This window comes from Nonomuraea sp. NPDC049750, assembly GCF_040659625.1.
Lineage (GTDB): Bacteria > Actinomycetota > Actinomycetes > Streptosporangiales > Streptosporangiaceae > Nonomuraea.
Genome location: NZ_JBFANB010000033.1, coordinates 17247 through 43389 on the forward strand (window position 1 = coordinate 17247; position 26143 = coordinate 43389).

Sequence of the window (26143 nt, forward strand, 5' to 3'; positions counted from 1 at the left end):
GATCCTAGAGGATGCTGCCGATCAGCCCCAGCGGCGGTGAGCCCAGGTCGAACAGGGCCTTGTGGAAGCGCTGCAGCGTAAAGCCCGCGCCCCATTCCTTGCGCGCCCGCTCGCGCAGGTCGAGGATGAGCAGCTTGCCCCATGTGTAGCGGCCATAGGTGGGATCGAACGTGGCCCGCCTCGCCTCCGACAGCGCGGCCGGTCCGGCCAGGTGGGTGTCGGACCCGAAACGCCGGGCGCCGTCCTCGACCGTCATCTGCCCGGTGTGTACGCCGATGGCGCAAGCCAGCCGGGTTACCCGGATCAACGCCTCCATCCAGACCCCGATCTCGACGCGCGGGTCCTGGGCCTCGAACCCCTCCTCGACGCAGAGCTCCTCGGCATAGTGCGCCCAGCCCTCGGCGAACGCCATCGAGTGCAGCAGCCGCCGCACGTCCGAGCCGGCCCGGCGCAGGGCGCGGCCGTGCGAGAAGTGCCCGGGAGCGACCTCGTGCACGTTGATCGCGGGCAGCGTGGTGTCGCTGAACACCTCCAGCCACTCCTCGGCGTCCCGCGCGGGCCAAGCGGGGTCGGGCGGGGTGATGTGGTACCAGGAGGGGCCCTCCGGTTCGCCGGGAGAGTTCCACGACATCATCGCCATCCCCCAGCGGCGCGACGGCGGCGCCAGGCCGACCAGGCACTCGCCGTCGTGGTAGGGCACCAGGTCCTTCTCGCGGGTGAACGCGATGGCCTTCTCGGTGCCGATCCTGGCCGCCTCGATGACGCCGTCGGCGTCGGGGTGCTGCTTGACCAGCTCGCGTACGACCTCCAGCGGCGCCTCGCCTCGCCGCCCCAGCTTGGCGCAGGACTCGGTGAGCAGGGCCATGAGCCGGTCGCGCTCGGCGTCGGCGCGCTCGGCCAGCCTGCCGAGGTCGACGGAGAGTCCTTCGGTGGCGCCCATCAGCCGGGCCAGCGCGTCGCCGCCGAGCGACGCGTCGGGGTCGCCGACCGCCGCCGCCCGCTCGATGTGCGCGACCAGCAGGCCGTGCGCGTCGAGCGCGGCCTCGTCCGTGACACCGGCGGACAGTCCCTGTACGGGTGCGACCAGCGACCTCGCGACGGGCGCGCTGACCCGGTCGAGCGCGGCGATCGCGTACGTCACCGCCTCCGGCCAGCGCGCCAGATGCGCGGCCTTGGCGGCCTCGCGCTCGGCCTGCGGCGCGTAGTCGCGGTCGTAGCAGGCCAGGTCGAGGTTGGCCAGGTGCGGAAGCGGATTGCTCCGGTGCAGCTCCAGCTCGCCGTACTGGGTACGCAGGCCGTCCTCGAAGACCCGCAGATGCGCCGAGTCGTACGGGTCGGCGGGTGCGGCGCCCTCTCCAAGCCGCGCCAGCCCGGCCTGTACGCCTTCCGGCGACAGATCCTGGATCTTGCCGTCGTACTCGTGCCTGCCGCCGGACTCGCGTGCGTCGGCCACGTTCAGATCGGTTATGGCGCGGAGCCTGGGGTCGAGTTCCGTCATGCCGCCGACGCTAGCGCACAGAAGTCCGACGGGATCTGGCCAATTAGCTGCTGTGCAGGGCCTCGATCGCGTCCAGCAGGTCTTCGAGCGTGGCGTCGTCCGTGGCCGGGGCCATGACCGTGACGCGTAGGTGGCGGACGCCGTCGAGTTCGGCCGAGGTGAGGTAGAAGGCGCCGTCCGCCATGAGGCGCTCGCGCAGGTCCGCATGGTCGGCGTCGCCGTACCGGAAGCAGACGATGTTGCTCTCCGGCTCGTACGGCAGCGCGAACCCCGGCCGCCGGCGGGCCAGCTCCCAGAAGCGGTGGGCCGTGGCGTACTGGCGTGCGACGTAGTCGCCCAGGCCGCGCTCGCCGCGCCAGGCCAGGTTCAGGAAGATCTTGAGTCCGAGCTCGGCCTTGGTGCACTCGACCGTGCGGCCGATGAGGTCGAAGCCGCGCTCGCCGTAGAACAGGTAGCTGGCCTCCTGCTTGAAGGCCGCGTCGAGGTCGTTCTCCCTGCGTACGAGGACGGCGGCGGCCAGGGAAGAGGTACGGAGCATCTTGTGCGCGTCCCAGATGACCGAGTCGGCCAGCTCGATGCCGTCGAGCAGGTGCGCGTGCTCCTCGGCGAGCAGGGCGGAGGCGCCGTGCGCGCCGTCCACGTGGAACCAGACGTCCCGCTCGCGGCACCATTCGCCGATGGCGCGCAGGTCGTCGTACAGGCCGGTGCCCGTGGCGCAGGCGGCCGCGACCAGCGCCATCACCCTACGTCCCGAAATATCCGGCAATTTCGTGATGTCTATGCGGCCGAGGTGGTCCGTCGCCAGCGGCACCATGGCCCGCTGCCCCAGCCCGAGGATCGAGGCCGCCCGCGACACCGAGTAGTGCGCCGACGCGGGCGCGAGGATCACCAGGTCGCCGGGCACACCGTCCTCCCATGCCCCGGGTACGGCCCGCGCCCGCGCCGCCAGCAGCGCCGTGAGGTTGGCCAGCGAGCCACCATGGGTGAGCACCCCACCACCCGCCGGGAACCCCACCTTGGCCAGCATCCACCTCAGCACCTCGAACTCCACCGTGGCCGCCGCCGCGCCCATCTCATAGATGGCCATCGGGTTGTTCGTGGCGCCATGGATGAAGTCGGCCAGCGCGGCGGGGAAGTCGGGCGAGGCGCTCTGGTGGCCCAGGTAGGCGGGGTGGTGCAGCCGGGTCCCCTCGCCGAGGAAGGTCCGCAGGAAGTCCCGGAAGGTCTCGGGCGTCATGCCGCCCTTGGCGATCAGCTCGCCGAGCCTCAGCCGTTCGGCCAGCTCACGGGGTGGGCGGCGGCTGATCGCGGGCTCGTCACCGCGCTGGCTGCGGTCCACGTAGGCCGCCAGCTCGCCGACCGTGATCCCGGCGGCCGCAGTGAACTCCTCGATGTTCCACATACCTCGAAATACTCGTCAATCGGGTGGCGTACGACTAGCCTTGCCGAATTGAGGGGCGGTAATCGTGCATAATGCCGAACTGGATTCGATCGACCTCGCGATCCTGGCCGAGTTGCAGAAGGACGCCCGGCTGCCCAACAAGGATCTCGCCGAACGGCTCGGCGTCGCGCCCTCCACCGCGCTGGAACGCGTGCGTTCGCTGCGCCGCCGTGGGGTCATCACCGGCTTCCGCGCCGCCGTCGACACGGCCCGGCTCGGCCGCCCGCTCCAGGCGCTGCTCGCCCTGCGCGTACGGCCGCACACCAGCCGGATCGTGGACCCATTGCGTACGTTCGTGCTGGGGCTGCCGGAGACGATCACGCTGTTCCACGTCGCGGGCACCGAGGACTTCCTGGTGCACGTGGCCGTGGCCGACGCCGACCACCTGCACCGGCTGGCCCTGGAGCGGTTCCTGATCCGTACGGAGATCGTGCACCTGCACACCACCCTGATCTTCAAGACCGAGCACCAGCCCGTCCAGCGGCCGGCCGAAATGGGCTGAAGGAAGATCGCGACAGGTGTGACAATGATCCGCATGTCGCTCCGGATCACCACGCTCGCCGAGCGTCCCGAGTTCGCCTCCGCGCTATGGGAGATGGATCACTCGTGGCGGGTCTTCATGTTCAACGACCCGATCGCCGACCTGTTCTATCCCGTCGCGGCGACGGACTACGCCGACTATGTGCTGGTGGCCGATGACGACGCCGAGCCCGGCCGGATGGTGGCCAGGGGCTGCATGATCCCGTTCCCGGCCGGCGACTTGCCCGATGACGGCTGGGACGGGGTGATCCGCCAAGGCTGGCTGGCCCGCAAGCTGGACCGCCCCCTTGACGCCGTCTCCGCGCTGGAGATCACCGTCAGGAAGGACCTGCTGGGCTCGGGAGTGTCACCGACGATGGTGGCCGGGATGCGGGACCACGCGGCGCGGCTGGGGTTCAGGGAGCTGGTGGCGCCGGTCCGGCCGAACCAGAAGCACCTCGAACCGCGCACGCCCATGACGGAGTACGCCTTCAGGTCCCGCGAGGACGGCCTGCCGCACGACGCCTGGCTGCGTGTGCACGTACGGGCCGGCGGGGAGATCGTCAAGGTCGCGCCGCGCTCGATGGTGATACCGGGCACGCTCGCCGAGTGGCGCGAGTGGACCGGCCTGCCGTTCGACCGGACCGGGGCGGTCGAGGTCCCTGGAGCGCTCAGCCCGGTGTACTGCGACGTGGCCCAGGACCACGCCGTCTACATCGAGCCGAACGTCTGGGTCAGCCATCGGCTGGGCTGACGGTCCCCCCGGAGGTTCGTCACACCCACCGTCTCGATCTCTGTGACGGTCCGTGGTGGCTGGGGTCCTTTGAAGGAATACCCCCTGCGGGGGAGAAAAGGAAGACGGTCCGTCGTGGCAGTGGTCCCTAGAACGGGACCCCCTGGCAGGGGGAAGAAAACGGTCCGCCGTGGCAAAGGTCCCTAGAAATAGCCCTCTTCGGGGAGCGGAAGAAGACGGTCCGTGGTGGCTGGGGTCCCTTGGAGGGCGAGGAAGCGGCCGCCCTAGCTGCCGGTACGGCGGCGCAGCTCGGCGTCGTATTCCTGGACGTCAAGTCCCTTCCCGGCCGTCCACTTGTCGTCGTGATATGTCGTCAGATGGCGTGGGTGGGCGTCGCCGAGGACGGAGACGATCATGCCGCTCTCACCCTTGGCGCGCATCCGCTCGACCACCTCCAGGGCGGCCCACAGTGCGGTCCCCGACGAGCCGCCCACGGGCAGCCCGGTGACCTCCCTGATGAGCCGCGCCGCCGCGACGCCGGCCGCGTCGGGCACGGGGATGACCAGATCGACGAGGTCCGGTCGGAATCCGGGTTCGATGCGCGGGCGGCCGATGCCCTCGATGCGCGACGGCATTCCGGTCGCGTAGTCGAGCGCGTCGAGCGTCCATCCGGGGAAGTAGGCGGAATTTTCCGGATCCGCTACCACCACCCGCGGCACAGGCCCATCATGGTCGCCGCCGGACGAACCACCGGGCACCGTCGCATGGTCGCCGGACGAATCAACCATCGTCGTCGCGTGGTCGCCGGACGAATCAACCGTCGGCGTCGCGTGGTCGCGGGACCAGCGGCCGAGTGTCGCCGAGGTCGCGCCCGTGCCCGCACCGACCACTACCCAGTCAGGACGTACCTGGGCGAACAGCTCGGCGGCCAGGTCATGCTCGGCCGCCCGCCCGAACTGGTCGAGGAAGTGCCCCTCGATCTGCCGCGCCGCGTCGTAGATCGCCAGCGGCGGCGTGACGAACCGGCACTCGCCGCCCAGTTCCTCGACCGGCCGCGCCCGCTCCTCGCCGCGTACGCCGGGCATGACCACGATGTACGGCAGGCCGAGCCGCTTGGCGAACCACGCCTGGGCCACGGCCGCGTTGCCACCCGTGGCCTCGACCACCGTGGTGCCCTCGGTGATCAGCCCGTCGAGCACCGCCTGCCGGAACAGCGCCCTGGCGTGCCGGTGCCGCAGGCTGCCGGTGGGCTGAGCGGACTCGTCCTTCAGCAGCAGCGTGACCCCGGGCGCCCCGACGGGGAACTCGATCAGCGGCGTCGGCGCCCCGGCCGCCAGCAGATCCAGCGCCGCCGTCTCCCAGCTCATCCCCACAGCATCTCCTATGAGAGGGTCACCCGCTCGCCCGGCTCCAGCAGATGCACGCGGTCGCCTCGGTTCGTGGTGGCTGGGGTCCTTCCGCGGGATACTCCCTTCGGGGGAGAGAAAGAACTGGGGTCCTTTCGCGGGATACCCCCTGCGGAGGAGAGAAAGAAGACGGTTAGGAGAGGGTCACCCGCTCGCCCGGCTCCAGCAGGTGCACTCGGTCGCCGAGCCCCGCGAGGGACTTGACCAGCGTGTCCCGGCCCTGCGTGAAGTGTCCCCAGTGCTCGAAGTGCAGCGGCACCACGTGACGGGCGCCCAGGATCTCGGCCGCCTCGGCCACGTCGTCGCTGGTCAGCGTCAGGTACGCGTCGCCCACCAGCGGTGTCCGCGCCCCTCCGGCGAACAGCACCGCCACGTCCACCGGCCCGACGCGCGCCGCGATGTCCCTGACCACGTTCAGGGAGGCGTTGTCGCCGCTCACGTACACGGTCGGCAGTGCCTCTCCGCTCAGTACGAACCCGGTCACCTCGCCCACCAGGTGCTCGCTCCCGTCGGGCCCGTGCTGCGCGGGCACGCCGGTGATCCGCAGCGCGCCGCCGCCGGGGCGTGCCAGCTCGGTGTGCGTCCAGTTCGGCAGCGCCCGCACCGGTTCGCCGATCCGCTCGGCCGCCGAGCCGGTCGACAGCACCACCGGCGCCGAGGACAGGTAGGTACGCCCGGCCTTGTCGAGGTTGTCGGGATGCTGGTCATGGGAGAGCAGGACGGCGTCCACGCTCCCGGCGTCGTCCGGCCCGAACGCCGGTCCGGCCGTCTTGACCAGCGCCCGGTTCCCGATCGGGTAGTCGCCGGGCGGGTCGAAGGTGGGGTCGGTCAGCAGCCGCACCCCGCCGATCTCCAGGACTGCGGTCGGGCCGCCGACGTAACGAATCTCCATGGGGATCATGACACTTACGCCCGACGCGGTATTCCGCTCACCCGCGCAAGCCGTCGATGATCCGCCACATGGCCCGGTGGCAGAGCGCTCGGAAATCGGCCTCCTCCATCGCGACGCGCCCGCTCAAGTACTGGTGGATCAGCCCCTGCATGCTCGACGTGACAGTCAGCGCCACCTCCAGTGGGTCGTCGCGGCGCAGCAGGCCGGTGCGCATCCCGTCTTCGACGGCCGCCACGATCACGGTGAACGGCGGCCCCTGCCCGTCGCGGAAGTCCTCGGGGAAACGGCGGGCCTGCGCCCAGGCGTCCGACATCAGGAACGTGTACAGGTGCGGCCGGCTGAGCGCGAAGTCGAGGAAGCCGTCGAGCAGGATGTCGATCCGCTCCTCCAGCGGGCCGGCGGGCGGCAGCCGCTCCCACTGCTCGGCCAGCTCACGGCCGCTGGCGGTGGCGACGGCGCGCAGCAGCGCCTCGCGGTTGGGGTAGTGCCGGTAGATGGCCATCGCGGTGACGCCGACGGCCTCGCCGACCCGGCGCATGCTCACCGCCTCGGCGCCCTGCTCGACGAGGATCCGCCGCGCGACCTCGGCGATCCTGGCGGCCGTTCCCCCATCTCTCACGTGTACAGCGTAAACCTACTTGAGGCGCAGCCTCTTCATGGTCTTGAGCGTGGTGACCAGGGCGCCCGCCCATTTGTCGTACGTCATGCCGAAAGGCGGCTCGAAGCCCAGCCACGTGGCCTGCGAGGCGACCGTCTGCGCCTTCTCATATGCCTCATGTACGTCATCCACCCCGGAAACCGGCAGGTCGGCGAGGGGTTCGCCGGTGAACGGCGCGGTGATCTCGGTCGTCTTGCCGCTGGACGTCACATGCATGGAAGCAGGCTATTCCGGATCGCTACCGGCGGGTAGTTTTTGCCAATCCATGGCATGGGGACAGAATCCCTTTATGCCTTCCTTCGCGCCACTCAGACCGGGAGACCCCGAGAGACTCGGCGGCCTGCCTCTCCTAGGACGGCTGGGCGAAGGCGGCCAAGGCGTCGTCTACCTGGCCAGAGACCCGGCGGGCACGCACGTGGCGGTCAAGTGGCTGCGCCCCGACCAGGCCGGCGACGAGGTGAGCGTGGGCCGGTTCCTGCGCGAGGTCCAGGTCGCCCAGCAGGTGGCGCCGTTCTGTACCGCCGCGGTGCTCGGCACGGGTATCGAGCACGACCGGCCGTACATCGTCAGCGAGTTCATCGAGGGCCCCTCCCTCCAGCGGGTCGTCCAGGAGGAGGGCCCGCGCACCGGCACGGCCCTGCACCGCCTGGCCATCGGCACGGCGACCGCGCTGGCCGCGATCCACCAGGCCGGGATCGTGCACCGTGACTTCAAACCGGCCAACGTGATCATCGGCGCCGACGGGCCGCGGGTGATCGACTTCGGCATCGCCAGGGCGCTCAACGCCACCTCGACGATCAGCAGCATGCCCGTGGGCACGCCCTCGTACATGCCGCCCGAGCAGGTGATGGGCCACACCGTCGGGCCGGCGGCCGACCTGTTCTCGTGGGGGAGCACGATCGTGTTCGCCGCCTCGGGACGTTCGCCGTTCGGCAGCGACACGATGCCCGCGGTAATCAACCGGGTGCTGAACCACCAGCCGGACATGAGCGGGCTGCACGGTCCGCTGCTCGACGTGGTGGCCGCTTGCCTGTCCAAGGATCCGGCGCAGCGGCCGACGGCGGAGCAGGTGATCATGCGCCTGCTGCAGCACCCGGTGCCCAACTCCGGCATGCTCGCCCAGGCCGCGGCGGCGGCCGCCCCGGCGGAGCCCTGGCAGGCGGCGCCCTACGGTCAACCGCCCGTGACCGGTCAACCTCTTCACGCGGGGCCGCCTTCCCTGCCCGGCGGGCCGCCTTCGGCGCCCGGCCACCACTACGGACCGCCGTCCATGGGCGGCGGATACCCGCACACGGGCGACCACCGGCCGACGCACCCGAGCCCGTACACCCCCGGACACTCCCAGCAGAAGAAGAGCAGGGCGCCCATCGTCATCGGCGTGACCGTGGCCGTCGCGCTGCTCGTGCTGGCCGGCGTCGGCGTGGTCATCAGCCAGACCAAGCCCCCGGCCGCCACACTGACCGCCAACAGCCGCGCCTCCGTCGCGGCGTCCGGCAGGCCCAGCACCAGGCCGACAGGCGTGCCGCGGACGGGCACGAAGCGGGCAATACCCGGCGGCGCCATTTCGCTGTACGAGAATCCGGCCGACCCGATCACGCTGACCTCGTACGAGGTCTACAACAAGAAGGCCGACGACTGGATCGACTACGCCCGCAACTCACTGCGCGGCACGTTCACGAAATACTCCGGCAACTGGGAGACGCTGGTCTCGCCCGACGGTCACTCCATGGTCGGCCGCGGCCGCAACTACACCTCCGACAACTACGACTCGGTGATCATCACCGACCGGCGGTCCGGCGACAGGACCTCGATCAAGACCGTCCGCAAGCCGTTGATCAGCAGCATCCGCGCCTGGTCGAAGGACGGCTCGAAGATCCTGCTCAACATCGAGAAGGAATCGGGCAAGGACTGGCTCTACCTCGGCTTCGTCATCGTGGACGTGGCCGCGGAGGACGCCAAGGTGGTCACCGTGTCCGACACCTCGATCCGCAAGACCGCCTTCGGCTGGGACGGCGAGGAGGAGGGCGTGGTCAACATGTCCCCCGGGCGGGGCCTGCGCTTCTACGACACGAGCGGCAAGGCCACCCGCACCCTGGCGAACATCGGCTCACTGGCCTCCGGCACGCAGGACATCTTCTCCCCCTCCGGCAAGGTGTTCATCACGAACTGCCCCAAGGGCGGAGACGGCGACCACTGCGTGTGGAACACGGAGATCGGCAACCGGGTCCGCCGGTTCACCTCCGACTGCGACAAGGTCCTCGGCTGGTACGACGAGACTCACCTCTACTGCTGGGAGCAGGACAACTCCACCAGGGACGAGATCCAGGTGGTCGACTTCCAGGGCAAACTGGTGCGCAAGCTGCTCGACATCCCCGAGAACCTTGACTTCAGCCCGGTCTTCACGGTCGACCCCCCTGGATGATCGTGAACCGCTCGGCGCGGAGATCCGTCAATGAGGTCATGAAGACGCTGATCCGTACGGTCGTGGCCGGGGCGGCCCTCGCGACGGCCATCTCCGCCTGCACCTCCGCGCCGGGGGGCACCACGCCCGTGAAGCAGCGCCTGCAGGTGCGCCTGGTCTCCTACAACGGGTGCGACGACATGCTCGCCGGACTGCGCGAGCACGCGGCGAGCAACGTCGGCCAGTGGGGCTTCGGCGGCCCGGTGCCCATGTACATGACCCGCCAGAAGTCCATGGAGGCGACCAACGACGCCGCCCCGGAGCACTCCACGACCAACACCCACGAGGCGGGAGTGGACGAGCCCGACCTGGTCAAGACCGACGGCAACCGGATCATCACGGTCGCGGGCGGCACGCTGCGGATCATCGACACGGCCACCAGGAAGATCACCGGGTCCGTCAAGCTCACCAAGGCCGACGAGCCCGCCTACGCCCCCGCCGACCTGCTCGTCTCGGGCGAGCGCGCGCTGGTGATGTATCGCGGGGGCGACATCATGTACAAGGGGTTCGCGCCCGTGGGCGAGACCAGATATCTGCTGGTGGACCTGTCCGGTGAGCCCAAGGTGCTCGGGACGATCAAGCCGCAGGGCACGTACGTGGACGCCAGGATGGTCGGCTCGACCGTCAGGCTCGTCACCCGCAGCCAGCCCGACATCACCTTCCCGGAGCCGAAGCAGAACGCCTCCGAGGCCGAGATGAAGAAGGCGAACGCGGACGCGGTACGCCGGGCGCCGCTCGACGCCTGGCTGCCCAAGATCCAGATCACGGACGCGGCCGGGACCGTCACCAAGAAGACGGTCGACTGCGCGCGGGTCAGCCATCCGGCCGACTACACCGGCACCTCGCTGCTGACCGTGCACACCATCGACCTGGCCCAGGGCCTCACGGAGGCGGGCACCGACCCGATCAGCCTGGCGGCCGACGGCGACACGGTCTACGGCACCGGCCAGAGTCTGTACGTGACCAGCAACCCGCGCTGGTGGTGGCCGGTGCCGATGGTGGCCGTGGAGGACACACCCCAGGCCCCCGCCACCGAACCCGACCCGACCGAACCCAGCCCCTCTGCCAAGGTCACCCTCAGCCCCGAGCCCACTCCAACTGCCCCGCCCGAGGAGACCGAGGTCCACCGGTTCGACATCGGCAAGCCGGGGCCGCCCTCCTACGTGGCCTCGGGCAAGGTGCCGGGACGGCTGCTGAACCAGTACTCGCTGTCGGAGTACGAGGGCAACCTGCGCGTCGCCACCACGCTCAACTCCGAGGCCCAGAAGACCAGCACCAGCAGCGTGTACGTCCTCAAGGCCGACACCCTGGACAAGGTCGGCGAAGTGGGCGGCCTGGGCGAGGGCGAGCGTATCTACTCGGTCCGGTTCATCGGCCCGGTCGGCTACTGCGTCACGTTCAAGCAGGTAGACCCGCTCTACACGCTCGACCTGCGCGACCCGGCCGCGCCCAAGGTGACCGGCGAGCTGAAGATCACCGGCTACTCCGCTTACCTCCACCCCGGCGCCGACGGCCGGTTGATCGGGATCGGGCAGGAGGCCAGCGAGAAGGGCAGGACGCTCGGCACGCAGATCTCGCTCTTCGACGTCAGCGACCCGGCGAACCCGAAGCGGCTGTCGCAGATGTTCCAGAAGAACTCGGGCTCCGAGGCGGAGTGGGACCCGCACGCGTTCCTGTACTGGCCCAAGACCGGCCTGTCGGTCATTCCGCTCAACACCTACGAGCAGAACAAGGAGGAGATCGGCGCCGTGGTCCTGAAGATCGACGACACCGCGGTGACGAAGCTCGGCATGATCAAGCATCCGGTCCAGCGGCCGAAGGACGGGGCGTACCAGCCGAGCATCCAGCGCGCGATGGTCATCGGCGACTCGATCTGGACCGTCTCCACGGACGGCGTCCAGGTCAACGACGCGAACACGCTGGCCGAGCAGGCGTACATCCCGCTCCACTAAAGGCGTCCGGCTCTGCTAGACCTCACGATCCGGGAGGGCGACCGGCACGATCTCGGGTGCGCCGAGTCTGATCGCGTCGGCCTCCTGGTCGGTGTCCTGCTCCTGGGACAGGCGTTCGGCCTCGACGCGCTTGGTGAAGTACTCGACCTCGCGCTTGACCTGGTCCCCGTCCCAGCCGAGCGGCTGGGCGAGGAGCTCGGCGGCCTCGTGGGCGCTGGCCAGGCCGCGGTGGAAGGTCTCGATCGAGATGTGCGTCCGCCTGGTCAGTACGTCGTTGAGATGCCTGGCGCCCTCGTGGGTGGCCGCGTAGACGATCTCCGCGCGCAGGTAGTCGTCGGCCCCGCCGAGTGGCCGGGCCAGCGACCTGTCGTGGTCGATCAGCTCCAGTACCTCGTCGACGAGCGAGCCGTACCGCTGGAGCAGGTGCTCGATGCGGGCCACGTGCAGGCCCGAGGTGTGCGCGAGCCGGTACCTGGCGTTCCACCGCGCCTGGTAGCCCTCGGCGCCCACGAGCGGGATGCGGTCCGTGCACGACCTCGGCACCCGCTGGTCGAGGCCGTGGGCGACGGCGTCGACGGCGTCCTTTGCCATAACCCGATAAGTCGTATATTTCCCGCCGGCGATCATCACCAGGCCGGGCACCGGATGCGCCACCACATGCTCGCGCGACAGCTTCGACGTCTCCTCCGACTCCCCCGACAGCAGCGGCCGCAGCCCCGCGTAGACGCCCTCGACGTCGTCCCGCGTCAGCGGCACGGACAGGACGGCGTTCACGTGATCGAGGAGGTAGTCGATGTCGACCCGCGACGCCACGGGATGCGCCTTGTCCAGCTTCCACTCGGTGTCGGTGGTCCCGATGATCCAGTGCCGCCCCCACGGAATCACGAAAAGTACGGATTTTTCGGTCCGAAGGATGATTCCGGTGAGCGAGTGGATCCGGTCGCGCGGCACCAGCAGGTGGACCCCCTTGGACGCCCGTACATGGATCTGTCCCCGGCCGCCCACCAGCTCCTGGATGTCGTCGCTCCACACGCCGGTCGCGTTGACCACCTGCCGGGCGCGTACGTCCAGCTCGGCGCCGCTCTCCAGGTCGCGCACCCGCACCCCGGTGACCCGCTCCCCCTCGCGCAGGAACCCCACGACCTGGGCCCGCGGCGCCACGTGCGCGCCGTAGGTGGCCGCCGTACGCAGCATCGTCATCACGTAGCGCGCGTCATCGACCTGCGCGTCCCAGTACTGCACCGCGCCGGTGAACGCGGTCCGCTTCAACGCGGGCGCCAGCCGCAACGCCCTGCTCCTGGACAGGTGCCGATGCCCCGGCACCCCGCGAGCCAGCCCCGTGGCGAACCCCAGGGTGTCGTAGAGAGCCACCCCCGCCCCCACGTACGGGCGCTCCCACCCGAGGTGGGTCATCGGGAAAAGGAACGGCACCGGCCGGACCAGATGCGGCGCGATCCGCTGCAACAGCAGCGCCCGCTCCTGCAGCGCCTCTCTGACCAGCTCGAAATTGAGCTGCTCCAGGTAGCGCAGGCCGCCGTGGATCAGCTTGGAGGATCGCGACGACGTACCGGAAGCGAAATCGCGCGCCTCCACCAGGCCGACGTCGAGCCCTCGGGTGACGGCGTCGAGCGCGATCCCCGCGCCGACGACTCCCCCGCCGACCACGACCACGTCGAGTTCCTGTGCCCCCATCCAATCCAGCGCCGAGGTCCGCTCTCCAGGCCCAAGCCGGGCGATTCCCCTTCCCGCCATGCCCCTCCTCTTACCCGCCGCAGGCACTTCTGCGACAAACTCCACTCTTTTCTTGTACGGCACGCATGGGTTTACTCGCTACCCGCCGACCATGGCTGGGGTCCTCAAGAGAAGGCTCTTGTACGGCAAGCATGGGTTACCCGCCACCCGCCGACCATGCCTGGGGGCCTCCAGGAGACGGCCTCTGACCGGATGGTGGCCGAGCGCCGTTACGGCCCGCGGAAATGTTGGGGAACACGCTGAGGCGGAGGCATGGCCCAGCACGCTGAGGCGGAGACGTGGGGAACACGCTGAGGCGGAGGCGGGAACGCGGGGGCGTCAGGCGCGGATGACCTTTACCCCCGCCTCGGTCAGTTCGCCGGCGAGGGAGTCGGAGAGCTGGGCGTCGGTGACGAGCGTGTCGATCTGGTTGATGGGACAGATGCGGGAGAACGCCCTCTTACCGACCTTGGAGGAGTCCGCCACCACCACGACCTGCGCGGCGCGGCTGATGAGCAGGTGGTTGACGCTGGCCTCCCCCTCGTGGTGGGCCGAGGCGCCCAGCTCCACGTCGAGCGCGTCCACGCCGAGGAAGGCCACGTCGAGCGTCACCTGTTCGAGCACGCCCGAGGCCAGCGGGCCGATGAGCTCGTAGGACTGCGGCCTGGCCACGCCGCCCGTGACCACGATCTTGACATGCTGGCGGACCGTGAGCTCCGAGGCGATGTTCAGGGCGTTGGTGACGATGGTGAAGCCCGATTCGAGCGCTGGGTAGGTGGCCAGCGTGCGGGCCAGCTCGGAGGTCGTGGTGCCGCCGTTGAGCCCGATCACGGCGCCCGGCGAGACCAGCTCGGCGGCCGCCGCGGCGATGAGGTGCTTCTCGTCGGCGTGCCGGGCGGTCTTGTAGCGCAGCGGCAGGTCGTAGCTGACGCTCTGCGCGACGGCCCCGCCCCGCGTGCGCATGAGCATCTGCTGCTGCGCGAGCTGGTCGAAGTCGCGGCGGATCGTGGCGGTGGAGACGTCGAGCTCCTGGGCGGCCTCCTCGACGGAGAGCCGTCCTTCCTGCGCGAGCAGCTCGAGAATCGCGTTCCAACGATCGTAGCGGGACACGATGCCTCCCCTTTGAGATCCGTCGGGGCCAAGCGTGGCACAACCTGGGAGGTCAAGCCACCGGTGCAAATTTCTGCTCCTTTATGCTATAAAAACAGCAGAAACAATCAATCACGGGGAGGCAAGTGGTGACCACCCACACCGAGGCCGAGATCGACTCCCAGCCCGAGTGCTGGCGTCGCGCCGTCGCGGACGTACCCGTCGACGCGCTGCCCCGCCCCGGTGAGCGGGTCGCCGTCGTCGGCTGTGGGACGTCGTGGTTCATCGCGATGGCCTACGCCACCTTGCGCGAGCGCGCGGGACTGGGCGAGACCGACGCGTTCGCCGCCTCGGAGGCCCCCACCGGCCGCTCGTACGACCGCGTGCTGGCTCTGACGCGCTCCGGCACCACGACCGAGGTGCTCGAACTCCTGCGCATGACCGACGCCAGGACCACGGCCATCACCGCCGACCCGAACACGCCGGTCATGACGGCCGCGGACGACGTCATCGTGCTCGACTACGCCGATGAGCGGTCGGTCGTGCAGACCCGGTTCGCCACCACGCAGCTGGCCATGCTCCGCGCCAGCCTGGGCGAGGACCTCACCCAGGCGATCGCCGACGCCGAGCAGGCCGTGGCGGCCCCGTTGCCCGCCGAGCTCACCGACGCGGAGCAGTTCAGCTTCCTCGGCATCGGCTGGTCGGTCGGCCTGGCCCAGGAGGCCGCGCTGAAGATGCGCGAGGCGTCACGGTCGTGGACCGAGGCGTACCCGGCGATGGAATACCGCCACGGCCCCATCAGCATCGCCGGCCCCGGCCGCGTCACCTGGATGCTCGGCACCGCCCCCGAGGGCCTGCGCGAGCAGGTCGAGGAGACCGGCGGCACGTTCTTCCAGACCGGCCTCGACCCGATGGCCGAGCTGATCAGGGCGCAGCGGGTCGCGGTCGCCAGGGCGTTCGCCAGAGGTCTCGACCCGGACGAGCCCCTGCACCTCACCCGATCTGTGATCCTTTCTTCATGAGCCTTACTCTTGCCGACGCCCGCATCGTGGCTCCCGAGGGAGTCCACGACGGATGGTTGACCATCGAAGACGGCCGCATCACGCACGTCGGGCACGGAGCCGCCCCTCGCGCGGGCCACAGCCTGGGCGGACGGCACGTGGTGCCCGGCTTCGTCGACCTGCACAACCACGGCGGAGCGGGCGGCTCGTTCCCGACCGGCGAGCAGGACCGAGCGCGTGACGCCGTGGCGCTGCACGAACGCCACGGCACCACCACGATGGTGGCCAGCCTGGTGACCGGCGCGCTCGACGACCTGGGCCGCGCCACATCGTCCTTGGCCGAGCTGTGCGACGAGGGCCTGCTGGCCGGCATCCACTTCGAAGGCCCGTACATCTCACGGGCCCGCTGCGGCGCCCACAACCCCGGGCTGCTGCGCGAGCCGTCGCCGCGGGAGTTCGGCGAGCTGCTGAAGGCCGGACGCGGGCACGTACGCATGCTGACCATCGCCCCCGAGCTGCCCGGCGCCCTTGAGACGATCCGCATGGCCGCCGCCGAAGGCGTGCTCGCCGCGCTCGGCCACAGCGACGCCACCTATGAGCAGACGCTGGCCGGCATCGAGGCGGGCGCGACCGTGGCCACGCACCTCTACAACGCGCTGCCGCCGCTCGGCCACCGCGCCCCCGGCCCCATCGCCGCGCTGCTGGAGGACGAGCGGGTCACGATCGAGCTGATCAACGACGGCGTGCACGTGCACCCGGCCATGCTGCGGCTGGCCTACGAGGTGGCCGGGCCCGCCAGGACCGCGCTGATCACCGACGCGATGGCCGCCGCCGGCATGGGCGACGGTACGTACGTGCTGGGCTCCATGGACGTGATCGTCACCGACGGCGTCGCCAGGCTGGCCGAGGGCGGCTCGATCGCGGGCAGCACGCTCACCATGGACGTGGCCTTCCGCCGCACCGTCCAGGAGGTGGGCCTGACGCTGTCCGAGGCGGTCCAGCTCACCTCACTGACACCGGCCCGCGTGCTGGGCGTCGCCGACCGCGCCGGCTCGATCGCCGTGGGCAAGGCGGCCGACCTGGTGGTCCTGTCCGAAGAGCTGGAGGTAGCGGGCGTGATGAAGCGCGGAGCCTGGGTCGTGGAGCCCTGATGATCCTCACCGTGACGCTCAACGCCGCCCTCGACGTCACCTACCAGGTGCCCCGCGTCGACTGGGACGGGGTCAACCGCGTCGCCGCCGTACACCGGCGGGCGGGCGGCAAGGGCGTCAACGTGGCCCGCGTCCTGGCCGCGCTCGGCCAGGACGTGCTGGTCACCGGCCTCGCGGGCGGCCCGACCGGCCAGGCCATCGAGGCCGACCTCCAGGAGGCCGGACTGCCGCACGCCTTCGTGGGGATCGCGGCCGACTCGCGCACGACGCTGGTGGTCGCGGATTCCGGCCAGGCCGTAGCGGGCGAGCGGGGTTCCGGAGGCCAGACCGCGCTGTTCAACGAGCCGGGGCCGGAGGTCACGGCGGCCGAGTTCGGGCGGATGGTCGGCCGTTTCACCGACCTGTTGGCCACGGCGGAGGCGGTCGTCATCTCGGGCAGCCTGCCCAGGGGCGTGCCGCTCGACGCGTACGCGACACTGGCGGCCGTCGCCGCCGAGCACGGCGTGCCCGCCATCGTGGACGCCGACGGCGAGCCGCTGCGGCACGCGCCCGGCGGCCGGCCCTCGATCGTCAAGCCGAACGCCGAGGAGCTCGCGCGGGCCGTGCCGGAAGGCGGTCCCGAGGAGGGCGCGCAGGCGCTGCGCGGTCGCGGGGCCGAGTCGGTGGTCGTGTCGATGGGCGCCGACGGTCTGCTGGCCGTCACGCCTGAGGGGATCTTCCGGGCGCGCATGCCGTACAAAGTGGAAGGTAATCCGACCGGCGCCGGTGACTCGCTGGTCGCCGGGCTGGCGCTGGGGCTCGTGGAGCGGTCCTCGTGGCCCGAGCGGCTCATCCGGGCGGCGGCGCTGGGCGCGGCGGCGGTCGCGGCGCCCGTGGCGGGCGACTTCGACCGCGACGTCTACGCCGACATCCACCCCCGCATCGTCATCGTCTAAGGAGCTGTCATGCCCCTCGCCCGAATCGGCGACATCGTCCGCGAATCACCCGCGGGAGTGGGCGCGTTCAACGTGATCCAGTTGGAGCACGCCACCGCCATCGTCGCGGGCGCCGAGGCCCTGGGCCTGCCGGTCGTCCTGCAGATCAGCGAGAACTGCGTCCGCTACCACGGCGCCCTGGAACCCATCGCGCTCGCCTGCCTCGCGGTCTCCAAGGGGGCCGCGGTGCCGGTGGCGGTGCATCTCGACCACGCCACCGATCGCGCCCTGGTCGAGGAGGCGGTGGAGCTGGGTGTCGGCTCGGTGATGTTCGACGCGTCGGCACTGCCCGACGAGGAGAACGTGATCGCCACCGCCGACGTGGCCGCCTGGTGCCACGAGCGCGGCGTGTGGGTGGAGGCCGAGCTGGGCGAGGTGGGCGGCAAGGACGGCGTGCACGCGCCGGGCGCGCGGACCAAGCCGCACGAGGCGGTGGACTACGTGGCGCGCACCGGCGTTGACGCGCTGGCCGTCGCCGTGGGCACCTCGCACGCGATGACCACCAAGGACGCCGTGCTCGACCTGGACCTCATCGCCGAGCTCCGCGCCGCCGTGGCGGTCCCGCTGGTGCTGCACGGCTCGTCGGGGGTGCCCGACGACACCCTGCGCGCGGCCGTACGGCACGGCATGAAGAAGATCAACATCGCCACGCACCTGAACAAGGCGTTCACCGGTGCCGTGCGCGACTACCTGGCCGGCGACGAGAAGGTGGTCGACTCGCGCAAGTACCTGCGAGCGGGCCGCGACGCCGTGGCCCGCGAGGTGACCCACCTCCTCGGCGTCCTCACAAGCTGAGAAGAAGGCTCTATCCACGCTCGGCCGGGACCACCGTGCGGATGAAGAAGTCGGTGACCGCCTTCTCGTAGCGGGCAGGGTCGGAGTTCCAGGACTCGACGTGCTCCGCGCCGGGGAACTCCGCGTACTCCACGGGCCAGTGCGTCTTCTTGGCCGCCGGGACGAAAGCGCGGTCCATCGCCAGCGGGGCCTGCGTGTCCGCCGTACCGGCGAAGAGCAGCGTCGGCGGCTTCGTGGCCGGTGGGTGGGTTATCAGATCCAGCTGATCGAGGTCGACGCCGGTGCGCCAATAGGTGATCTGGTTACTCAGCCAGATCGCCGGGGCGGGCACTCCATACTGCTCCCCTGCGAACGCGGCCACCATCGGCATACTGAGCAGCGGTGAGTCCAGCAGCGTCGCGGTGACGACACCGGCCAGCGGCGAGTGGACCAGGAACTGGCCGACGATCATGCCGCCCATCGACTCGCCGTACAACACCACCCGCTTCGCCCCCATGCTCTGCGCGTAGCGGACCGCCGACTCCACGTCCCGATACTCCGATTCGCCGGAGTGGATCAGACCGTCAGCGGAAGGCGGTGCCCCTTCGTCGTTGCGATAGGTGATCGCGAGCACCGGCAGGCCGAGCCGGTGGAATATCGGGATGGCCACCAAGGCGTTGCGCCGCCCGTTCAGACCGTGTACCGCGATCACCCACGTCGACCCGGACGCCGGTACGTACCAGGCCGGGGCCGGGCCGAGCTCGGTGCGCACCGAGACCTCCGAGTAGTCCAGCCCGAGGGAGCTCTTCGGGTCGCTGATCATCACCCCGGTCACGTCCACCGTCGTCCCGACCGAGGGAGCCGGGCCACTCAGGATGGGCCGCTCCACGGAGCCCGCCGAATCGGCGACGACATCGCCGATCTTCGCTTCGACGCCGTCCCACACCATCCGGTACGTCCCGCGCCTTCGCGTGTACGCGTTGGGCGAGCCGATGACCACGTTCTCGCCGGAGCCGACCCGCTTCACTTCGAGCACGACGTTGGAGTGGTCGGGGTGCGTGGAGAAGGGATGGTCCGGCTTGATGCCGAAGTCGCTCCCCCACCAGGCGCTCCCGAAGGTGCCGCCGATCATGGCCACCAGCAGCACGGACACCGTCACGATGATGATCCGCCGCCGGCGCCGCCTGGGCTTCCCGCCCTCGGGCCCGTTTTCCTGGATGACCTCTGCCATGTTTACAGCGTACACGTACAACGTTTACGGCGTATACATGATTGACACCACTCCAGTCGTAGTACTACGGTGAAGCCACTTCATCTGCAGTACTAACAATGGAGTGCTTATCTTGCGAAGCCTCACCTACTACGTCGCGACGTCCATCGACGGCTACATCGCCGGCCCCCACGGCGAGTTCGACTTCTATCCGGCGTCCGACGACCTGGCCGCCTACGCCAACGAGGAGTTCCCCGAGACCGTCCCCACCCATATCCGGAAGCAGATCGGCTTCGACGCCCCCAACAAGCGCTTCGACACCGTCCTCATGGGCCGGGGCACCTACGGGCCGGTCTTCGACGCCGGCGTGACGAGCCCCTATGCCCACCTGCGGCAATACGTCTTCTCCACCACGATCCCGGAGATCGCCGACCCGGCGGTGGTACTGGTCTCAGACGACCCCCTCGCGCTGGTCCGCCGCCTGAAGGATGAGGACGACGGGCTCGGCATCTGGCTCTGCGGCGGCGGCAAGCTGGCCGGCACGCTGCTGCCGGAGATCGACGAGCTGGTCGTCAAGGCCTACCCGGTGGTCGCGGGGTCGGGCATCCCCGCCTTCCACGGCGAGTTCCGCCCGACCCTGTTCAACCTGACCGCGACGCGCACGTTCGGCAACGGCACGGTCCTCATGAGGTACGCGCGCTAGGAGTTCAGCGCGCTCATCAGCTCCTCGCGGTACTCCTCCATGCCCATGGGGTTCCCGTAGTCCCGGGAATGGACGATCAAGCCCTCCCGCACCCGGACGACCATGATGTACGTCGAGACGACAGGCCGCCCCGAGGCGACGAGAGAGCCGTGGAGTTCGAACTCCACGATGACCACCTCGGGGTCCGCGGTCTCGTGGATCAGCACGTTGTCCGTCCGCTCCCAGCGCAGCACGCCTTTGGCGGCCTCGAACCTGGCCCGCAGCTCCTCACGTCCCTGCGTGCGCCGAGGGATGCCGGCCGGGGCGAACGGTATTTCGATCACGACGTCGGGGGCGTACAGGTCGGCCAGCCCGCCGTCGACGGACGCCCGCAGGAAGCGATCGACGACCTCTCGGGGGGTCGGGTATGTCGGTACGGTCATGCGAACTCCTCGTTCTGCATAGAATCGGAACAGTCAACCCGCTTAGACGCTACGGAACGCGCGTTCCGGTTGTCAATCCGGGCACCAAACCGGCGCATGGGAGACCACATGACGATCGCCGCTCGCGCGGACGCCCGGCACAACCGCGCCCGCGTGCTGGCGGCCGCCCAGGAGGCGTTCGCGGCGGAGGGCCTGTCAGTGCCGCTCGACGTGATCGCCAGACGCGCGGGGGTCGGCGCGGGCACGGTCTACCGGCATTTCCCCAGCAAGGAGGCCCTGTTCGAGGCGGTGGTCCACGACCGGATCGAACGCCTGGCCGACGAGCTCACCGCCCTGCTGGCCACCGGCGAAGCGGAGACCGGGGAGGCGTTCTTCACCGCCTTCGCCTCGACCGTCGAGCAGGCCGGACTCAACAAGGCACTCTGCGAGTCCTTCGCCTCCGGCCTCAAGGCGGAGATGGCGCTGGAGGCCCGGCGCCGCTACGGCACCGCCCTCACCGCCCTGCTCGACCGGGCCCGCCAGGCGGGAGCCGTACGGCCGGACGCGCAGTTGACGGACGTCATGGCCCTCATGGCGGGATGCATCACGATGGAGACACACAGCACCACCCCCGGCAGGGCCACCGCACTCGTCCTGGACGGCCTCCGCACCGGACGCTCCCCGCTGCCCACCGTAACGAAACCTGTGACGAAACAGGAAGCTCGTAACGAAACCCCTGCGGAGCACGCCGCCCGCTGTGAGGAGTGCGGCACCGTCATCCAGACGTCCCGCACCGGCCGCCCACCCCGCTTCTGCGGCGGCGCCTGCAGGCAGAAGGCCCACCGCCGCCGAACCACCGGCTGACGGGTGGCTTACCAGGCCAGAGCCTCGCCATCACGGAAGAATCCCCCGGTAGGCCCGCCATCCGGCAGATCCACCGCCCACAGCACGCTCCGCGCCCCCTCGGCGACCGGCCGCCCGCCGGGCCCGCCCATGTCGGTGGCCACCCACCCAGGGCAGACGGAGTTCACCAGGATCCCATCCTCGCGCAGCTCGGCGGCCAGCATCCTGGTCAGCGCGTTGAGCGCGGTCTTCGACACGGTGTAGGCCGGGGTGCCGCCGCCCATGACGGCCAGCGACCCGGCCTCGCTGGAGACGTTCACCACCCGCCCGTGATCGCCGGCCCGCAGCAACGGCAGCAGCGCCAACGTGACCCGCCAGGTCCCCAGCAGGTTCGTCTCCAGTGCCTCCCGCACGACGTCGAGATCGGCGTTCTCGGCTCGCTGCCAGGTGTCGTAGTGGATGGCGGCGTTGTTGACCAGGACATCTACCTTGTCGTACGGCAACTCCTCGACGAACCGGCGCACCGAGGCCGGATCACCGACATCCAGTTGCCGCGGCTCCACGGTCCCGTGCAGCCCACTCGCCGCCTTCTCCGCCTTCCCCAGATCCCTGGCGGTCAGGATGACGGTGTCCCCGGCCAGCGCGAGCTGGCGAGAGACCTCCAATCCGATGCCCCGGTTGGCCCCGGTGACCAGGCAGACGCGATTCATTCGTACGAGCCTATCCACGGAACCCACTTCCTGAGCCTGACCTTGACCAGGCACAAGGGCGGGGTGCGCAGACCGCCCCCGTAATTGGACGCGGAACAAACCGTGATCCCCATGCTGTGATGACTCGCGTTTGTCACAGACACGGGGGTTTCACTCATGCAGAAGAAAGTCCGCTTACGCCTGACCATCCTCAGCACCGCCTGTGCGCTGCTGCCCTTTCTGGGCGCGGGGGCAGCCACGGCGCAGACCGCCACCGACGACCCGGCCGTGACCACGCGGGCCATCGACGACCCGGGCGGCAAGACGCCGGACAGGGACGCGACAGGGCCGCGGGGGGCGGCGCCGGGCGGGTTCGCCGACTGGAAGGCGCTGTTCTCGGAGCAGACTCGGCTGAACGGGGTGGCCGACCGCATCATCGAGTCGGCCGAGAACGCCGAGGGCTACGCGGGGATCGTCGTCGCACCGGAGAACCACGAGGTACGCCTGTACTGGCGGGGCACGGTGCCGCCGGCCGTACAGACCACGATCGACCAGGGACGGCAGACGGCTCCAGTGGCCGTACTGCCGGCCGCATACACCAACGCGCAGCTCCTTCAGGAGGCCGAGAAGTGGGCCGAGGCCGGCCAGGCGAGCGGCGCGGCGCCGCAGCCGGACGGCAGCGGCATCCGGCTCTCGGTCACCGGGGAGGACGCCGACCCGCAGCAGTTGCAGCGGCCCAGCGGCACGAGCGCGCCGATCACGCTGGAGACAGGAGAGGAGTTCAGCCCGGCCTACAGCAGGCAGGACGACGTGCCGAGCTACTACGCGGGCGGCCGGACCTGGAACCAGCAGTCGGGGGCGGGCTGCAGCTCCGGCTTCGCGGTCGTCGACAAGTACGGCACCCCGGGGTTCCTCACCGCCGCTCACTGCGGCAATGTCTGGGACCAGTTCTACGACGGCGGAGGCATCAGCCCGGCGAACCACATGGGTCAGCTGTCCTGGCGCGTCGCCAAGCGAGACGCCGCGATCGTGCTCGCCGACGCGAGCGCCAACGTCTTCGACGGCAGCAGCACCGCCTCCACCAGCAACAAGGTGGTGGCGCTGTGGAAGGCGTACGTGGGCAACTTCGTCTGCAACTCCGGGGCCACCCTGGGCGAGAACTGCCTGATCAAGGTGACCGAGACCGGCTGGAGCGGCACCTACACCAACGGTCAGTACGTCAAGCACATGGTCCGCGCCAAAAGCGTCGTCGGCGGCTGCGCCGTCGCGCACGGTGACAGCGGGGGCCCGATCTACTCCTACACCAACTGGTTCGACGAGGTCGCCGCACAGGGCATCACCTCGGCCGTCAGCAAGAAGGTGTACTGCGGCGCCGCGGACGGCGGATCCGTGATCATATTCTCCCGCGTCTGGGACGTGGACCTGGAATTCGGCGCCCTGCTACAGGTCTGGTAGCCGCCGGATCTCCCAGGAACGCCCGCCCATCCCGGCCGTGTGCCGGGGTGGGCGGCTCATTGTCCGGGGCTGAGGCGGCGTGCGCGCCGGGCGGCGTCGGCGGGTATGTCTGATAGCCATGGGACAAAGAACGTTTTATCCGCCTATTGAGCCGTACGAGACCGGGATGCTCGATGTGGGCGACGGGAACGAGATCTATTGGGAGGTCAGCGGCAACCCCGACGGCAAACCTGTCGTCTTCCTCCATGGCGGTCCCGGTGGCGGGTCGTTACCGCCGCAGCGGCGGTTCTTCGATCCCGAGGCGTACCGCATCGTCCTGTTCGACCAGCGCAACTGCGGGCGCAGCCGACCGCACGCGGCCGACCCCGGGGTGTCGCTGGAGACCAACACGACCTGGCACCTCGTGGCGGACATTGAGCGGCTCAGGCAGCACCTCGGCATCGAGCGCTGGCAGGTGTTCGGCGGCTCGTGGGGGTCGACGTTGGCGCTGGCCTACGCGCGGCGGCATCCGGAGCGGGTGAGCGAGCTGGTGCTGCGCGGCGTCTATCTGGCGAGCAAGGCCGATGACGCGTGGGCGTTCACCGGCACCGGGTCGGCCCGGCTGTTCCCGCGGGAGTGGGCGGCCTTCCGCGGCTTCATCCCGGAGGCGGAGCGGGACGACCTGGTCGCCGCCTACCATCGCCGGTTGTCCGACCCGGACCCGGAGGTGCACGTACCGGCCGCACGGGCCTGGGCGGCCTGGGAATTGTCGGCGAACACCCTGCTCCCCGCCCCACCGCCACCACTGGACGACCAGGTGCTGGTGGGCTTCTCCCGCATCGAGGCGCACTACTTCAGCCAGGGGTGTTTCCTGCGGGAGGGCGAGCTGCTCGACGTGGCCGCGATCCGGCACATCCCGTGCGTGATCGTGAACGGCCGCTACGACATGAAGACGCCGCCGGACGCGGCGTTGGACCTGCATCTGGCCTGGCCGGAGGCGGAGCTGCGAATCGTCGAGGACGCCGGCCACGCGGGCGCCGAGCCCGGCACGCTGCACGAACTCATCGCGGCCACGGACGGCTACCGCGACCACCACCCCGCCTCCATCGCTTAGCCGCCCGCTGTGGGGCGGATCGCGTGACGGCTGACGGGCGGGAGTCCGGCAGGTGGCGCCGCCTGCCGGACTCCCGCCCGGGGGGTCAGCTACCGGCCGGCGGGTATGCCCCGGGGTTCGTCCTGGGGTCGGGCATCTTGCTCCAGGACGGGTCGACGACGACCTTGCAGGGCTTGACCGGACCGGTGACGAGGTAGCCGCTGAATTGCCACATGGCTCTGGGCTTCTCCGGGCCCGAGGTCTGGTCCTCGTTCTCGGTGAACTCCATGACGGCTGTCTGCCCCGGTTTGATGTGCTGCGGGCGGATCCGCACCTCGCCGCGCCCCATCCTGAACGCCTTGCCGTTCGGCGAGTTCTCGATCGCCTCCCTGATCCTCTTCCGAACCTCGGGATCCTTGCTGTTGATCTCCTCCTTGGAGAACGAGGGGCCGGCGTCCGTGTGGCCGCGGTCAGGGGCACACCAGGTGCCGGGCTTGACGTAGGAGACGTCGGCGGTCACGCCGACTGCCGCCAGGTCCTTCTCCACCTGATCGGGGTCCCTGAACTGGTTGATCTTCAGGGTGATCGAGCCGTCGGTGTTCTTGGTGACCGCGTAGGCCGGGTTCTCCGACCCGGTCAGGAACGGCACCGCGACGGCCGCCGCGGCCGCCATCGCGGCCACCGCCGCCCCGGCGAGCAGGCGCCGCCTGACAGCCACACGTCTGGCCGTGTTCCGGGCGGCGATTTCGGTTTTGAGCTCCATCAGCAGCTGCTCCTTGAATCTCATCGCATTCCTTCCATGACGAAGGGAGCCATCTCCGGCACGTTCCTGAGCGCGTGGCGGGCGCGGTGCAGCCTGGCCCTGGCGGCCCCCTGCCGGATGCCCAGAGCGGTGGCCGCCTCGCCGATCGTGAGCTGGTCGATGACGACCAGTTCGAGCATCGCGCGATCACCGTCCGGTAATCCGGCCATGGCCTGGAAGGCCCGCCTGGCCACGCTTTCCGCGTCGATCCGCTCTTCCAGCTCGGCGAGGTCGTCGGAGTCGAGCAGCCTTGTCCCGCCTAGGCGATAGGCCAGCCTCGTCTCCTTGAACGCCCGCCGCCGCTCGGCCGACAGAGTGTTGCGAGCCACGCCGTACAACCACGCGATCTCGCTACCGAGCCCGGGCCGGTAGGTGTGGGCGGAGTCGAGCACCGCGACGAAAACCTCGGCCACCAGATCGGCGACCGTGTGCGGATCATCGACCCGGCGAGCCAGGAACCGCGCGATCGCGTCGACGTGGCGCCGGTAGAAGGCTTCGAAAGCCTCCGGGTCTGTGGCGATGTCCGAACGTTTGCGACGCACCGGCCATGCTCCCTTCGTCGATTACCCCCCTTCTTGGTCAGCTGCCGACAAAGCGTTATGAGAGTGAACAGACGATGCCGATGTTCGCGGCCCGCATCGGTCTCGCGGGCCGGGAACATCGGCATCATGGGCCCGCGTCAACGCGG

The 26143-nt window shown here is 70.0% G+C and carries 25 protein-coding genes; 12 read left to right on the forward strand and 13 right to left on the reverse strand.

Annotated elements, in window-relative coordinates; all coding sequences use genetic code 11:
- Positions 1–4: 4 nt before the first annotated feature.
- Both AB0J16_RS48475 and AB0J16_RS48480 read right to left on the reverse strand, forming a co-directional pair.
- Positions 5–1498 (reverse strand): DUF885 family protein, encoded by a 1494-nt coding sequence (locus tag AB0J16_RS48475; protein WP_358552948.1) that lies wholly within the window; start codon positions 1496–1498, stop codon positions 5–7.
- A 43-nt stretch (positions 1499–1541) separates the two neighbouring features.
- Positions 1542–2900, reverse strand: coding sequence for a pyridoxal-dependent decarboxylase (locus AB0J16_RS48480; RefSeq protein ID WP_358552950.1), 1359 nt, complete (start codon positions 2898–2900; stop codon positions 1542–1544).
- 64 nt (positions 2901–2964) lie between these two features.
- Between AB0J16_RS48480 and AB0J16_RS48485 the strand changes: the two genes are divergently transcribed.
- A complete protein-coding gene (locus AB0J16_RS48485; RefSeq protein ID WP_357948368.1) occupies positions 2965–3441 on the forward strand; it encodes an Lrp/AsnC family transcriptional regulator in 477 nt (158 codons plus the stop codon).
- Positions 3442–3474: 33 nt separating this feature from the next.
- Positions 3475–4212, forward strand: a complete 738-nt coding sequence (locus AB0J16_RS48490; protein WP_358552952.1) for an N-acetyltransferase — start codon at positions 3475–3477, stop codon at positions 4210–4212.
- Between the two features lie 263 nt (positions 4213–4475).
- Here AB0J16_RS48490 and AB0J16_RS48495 read toward each other — a convergent pair whose 3' ends face one another.
- The 4 genes from AB0J16_RS48495 to AB0J16_RS48510 form a co-directional block, all read right to left on the reverse strand.
- Positions 4476–5558, reverse strand: a complete 1083-nt coding sequence (locus AB0J16_RS48495; RefSeq protein WP_358552954.1) for a pyridoxal-phosphate dependent enzyme — start codon at positions 5556–5558, stop codon at positions 4476–4478.
- A gap of 172 nt (positions 5559–5730) precedes the next feature.
- Complete coding sequence (locus AB0J16_RS48500) at positions 5731–6489, reverse strand: MBL fold metallo-hydrolase (RefSeq protein WP_358552956.1); 759 nt, start codon at positions 6487–6489, stop codon at positions 5731–5733.
- Between the two features lie 37 nt (positions 6490–6526).
- Positions 6527–7108: a TetR/AcrR family transcriptional regulator gene (locus tag AB0J16_RS48505; RefSeq protein ID WP_358552958.1), complete on the reverse strand. Its 582-nt coding sequence runs from the start codon at positions 7106–7108 to the stop codon at positions 6527–6529.
- 15 nt (positions 7109–7123) lie between these two features.
- Positions 7124–7363, reverse strand: coding sequence for a hypothetical protein (locus tag AB0J16_RS48510; protein ID WP_358552960.1), 240 nt, complete (start codon positions 7361–7363; stop codon positions 7124–7126).
- Between the two features lie 73 nt (positions 7364–7436).
- Between AB0J16_RS48510 and AB0J16_RS48515 the strand changes: the two genes are divergently transcribed.
- Both AB0J16_RS48515 and AB0J16_RS48520 read left to right on the forward strand, forming a co-directional pair.
- Positions 7437–9569, forward strand: coding sequence for a serine/threonine-protein kinase (locus tag AB0J16_RS48515; RefSeq protein WP_358552962.1), 2133 nt, complete (start codon positions 7437–7439; stop codon positions 9567–9569).
- Positions 9570–9607: 38 nt separating this feature from the next.
- A complete protein-coding gene (locus tag AB0J16_RS48520) occupies positions 9608–11560 on the forward strand; it encodes a beta-propeller domain-containing protein (protein WP_358552964.1) in 1953 nt (650 codons plus the stop codon).
- Positions 11561–11575: 15 nt separating this feature from the next.
- Here AB0J16_RS48520 and AB0J16_RS48525 read toward each other — a convergent pair whose 3' ends face one another.
- Positions 11576–13312: a glycerol-3-phosphate dehydrogenase/oxidase gene (locus AB0J16_RS48525; protein ID WP_358552966.1), complete on the reverse strand. Its 1737-nt coding sequence runs from the start codon at positions 13310–13312 to the stop codon at positions 11576–11578.
- Between the two features lie 318 nt (positions 13313–13630).
- The gene (locus tag AB0J16_RS48530; protein ID WP_358552968.1) at positions 13631–14401 is read right to left on the reverse strand and encodes a DeoR/GlpR family DNA-binding transcription regulator; all 771 of its coding nucleotides are present in this window, start codon (positions 14399–14401) and stop codon (positions 13631–13633) included.
- A gap of 128 nt (positions 14402–14529) precedes the next feature.
- Between AB0J16_RS48530 and AB0J16_RS48535 the strand changes: the two genes are divergently transcribed.
- The 4 genes from AB0J16_RS48535 to AB0J16_RS48550 are packed head-to-tail and all read left to right on the forward strand — an operon-like array spanning position 14530 to position 18301.
- Positions 14530–15402 (forward strand): sugar isomerase, encoded by an 873-nt coding sequence (locus tag AB0J16_RS48535; RefSeq protein WP_358552970.1) that lies wholly within the window; start codon positions 14530–14532, stop codon positions 15400–15402.
- On the forward strand, positions 15399–16532 hold the full coding sequence (gene nagA, locus AB0J16_RS48540) for an N-acetylglucosamine-6-phosphate deacetylase (protein ID WP_358552972.1): 1134 nt from the start codon (positions 15399–15401) through the stop codon (positions 16530–16532). Before AB0J16_RS48535 ends, nagA begins: the two co-directional genes overlap by 4 nt.
- Positions 16532–17467, forward strand: coding sequence for a 1-phosphofructokinase family hexose kinase (locus AB0J16_RS48545; protein ID WP_358552974.1), 936 nt, complete (start codon positions 16532–16534; stop codon positions 17465–17467). The genes nagA and AB0J16_RS48545 overlap by 1 nt, the downstream gene beginning before the upstream one ends.
- A 9-nt stretch (positions 17468–17476) precedes the next feature.
- Entirely contained in the window at positions 17477–18301 is an 825-nt protein-coding gene (locus AB0J16_RS48550; RefSeq protein WP_358552976.1) for a class II fructose-bisphosphate aldolase, read from the forward strand.
- A 10-nt stretch (positions 18302–18311) separates the two neighbouring features.
- Here AB0J16_RS48550 and AB0J16_RS48555 read toward each other — a convergent pair whose 3' ends face one another.
- A complete protein-coding gene (locus tag AB0J16_RS48555; protein WP_358552978.1) occupies positions 18312–19511 on the reverse strand; it encodes a prolyl oligopeptidase family serine peptidase in 1200 nt (399 codons plus the stop codon).
- 112 nt (positions 19512–19623) lie between these two features.
- Between AB0J16_RS48555 and AB0J16_RS48560 the strand changes: the two genes are divergently transcribed.
- Positions 19624–20193 (forward strand): dihydrofolate reductase family protein, encoded by a 570-nt coding sequence (locus AB0J16_RS48560; protein ID WP_358552980.1) that lies wholly within the window; start codon positions 19624–19626, stop codon positions 20191–20193.
- On the opposite strand, the gene AB0J16_RS48565 is transcribed toward AB0J16_RS48560, so the two are convergent.
- Positions 20190–20615: a nuclear transport factor 2 family protein gene (locus AB0J16_RS48565; protein WP_358552982.1), complete on the reverse strand. Its 426-nt coding sequence runs from the start codon at positions 20613–20615 to the stop codon at positions 20190–20192. The two genes, AB0J16_RS48560 and AB0J16_RS48565, sit on opposite strands and share 4 nt — an antisense overlap.
- Positions 20616–20723: 108 nt before the next feature.
- Here AB0J16_RS48565 and AB0J16_RS48570 point away from each other — a divergent pair, with 108 nt between their 5' ends.
- Positions 20724–21458, forward strand: a complete 735-nt coding sequence (locus AB0J16_RS48570; RefSeq protein ID WP_358552984.1) for a TetR/AcrR family transcriptional regulator — start codon at positions 20724–20726, stop codon at positions 21456–21458.
- 8 nt (positions 21459–21466) lie between these two features.
- On the opposite strand, the gene AB0J16_RS48575 is transcribed toward AB0J16_RS48570, so the two are convergent.
- Positions 21467–22147, reverse strand: coding sequence for an SDR family oxidoreductase (locus AB0J16_RS48575; RefSeq protein WP_358552986.1), 681 nt, complete (start codon positions 22145–22147; stop codon positions 21467–21469).
- A gap of 156 nt (positions 22148–22303) precedes the next feature.
- Here AB0J16_RS48575 and AB0J16_RS48580 point away from each other — a divergent pair, with 156 nt between their 5' ends.
- Both AB0J16_RS48580 and pip read left to right on the forward strand, forming a co-directional pair.
- Complete coding sequence (locus AB0J16_RS48580) at positions 22304–23581, forward strand: S1 family peptidase (RefSeq protein WP_358552988.1); 1278 nt, start codon at positions 22304–22306, stop codon at positions 23579–23581.
- 118 nt (positions 23582–23699) lie between these two features.
- Positions 23700–24674 carry a prolyl aminopeptidase gene (gene pip, locus AB0J16_RS48585; protein WP_358552990.1) on the forward strand — a complete coding sequence of 325 codons (975 nt, stop codon included), beginning with the start codon at positions 23700–23702 and terminating at the stop codon, positions 24672–24674.
- 85 nt (positions 24675–24759) lie between these two features.
- Here pip and AB0J16_RS48590 read toward each other — a convergent pair whose 3' ends face one another.
- Positions 24760–25440, reverse strand: a complete 681-nt coding sequence (locus AB0J16_RS48590) for a hypothetical protein (protein ID WP_358552992.1) — start codon at positions 25438–25440, stop codon at positions 24760–24762.
- The gene (locus tag AB0J16_RS48595) at positions 25437–25997 is read right to left on the reverse strand and encodes a sigma-70 family RNA polymerase sigma factor (protein WP_358552994.1); all 561 of its coding nucleotides are present in this window, start codon (positions 25995–25997) and stop codon (positions 25437–25439) included. The genes AB0J16_RS48590 and AB0J16_RS48595 overlap by 4 nt, the downstream gene beginning before the upstream one ends.
- Positions 25998–26143 lie beyond the last annotated feature (146 nt).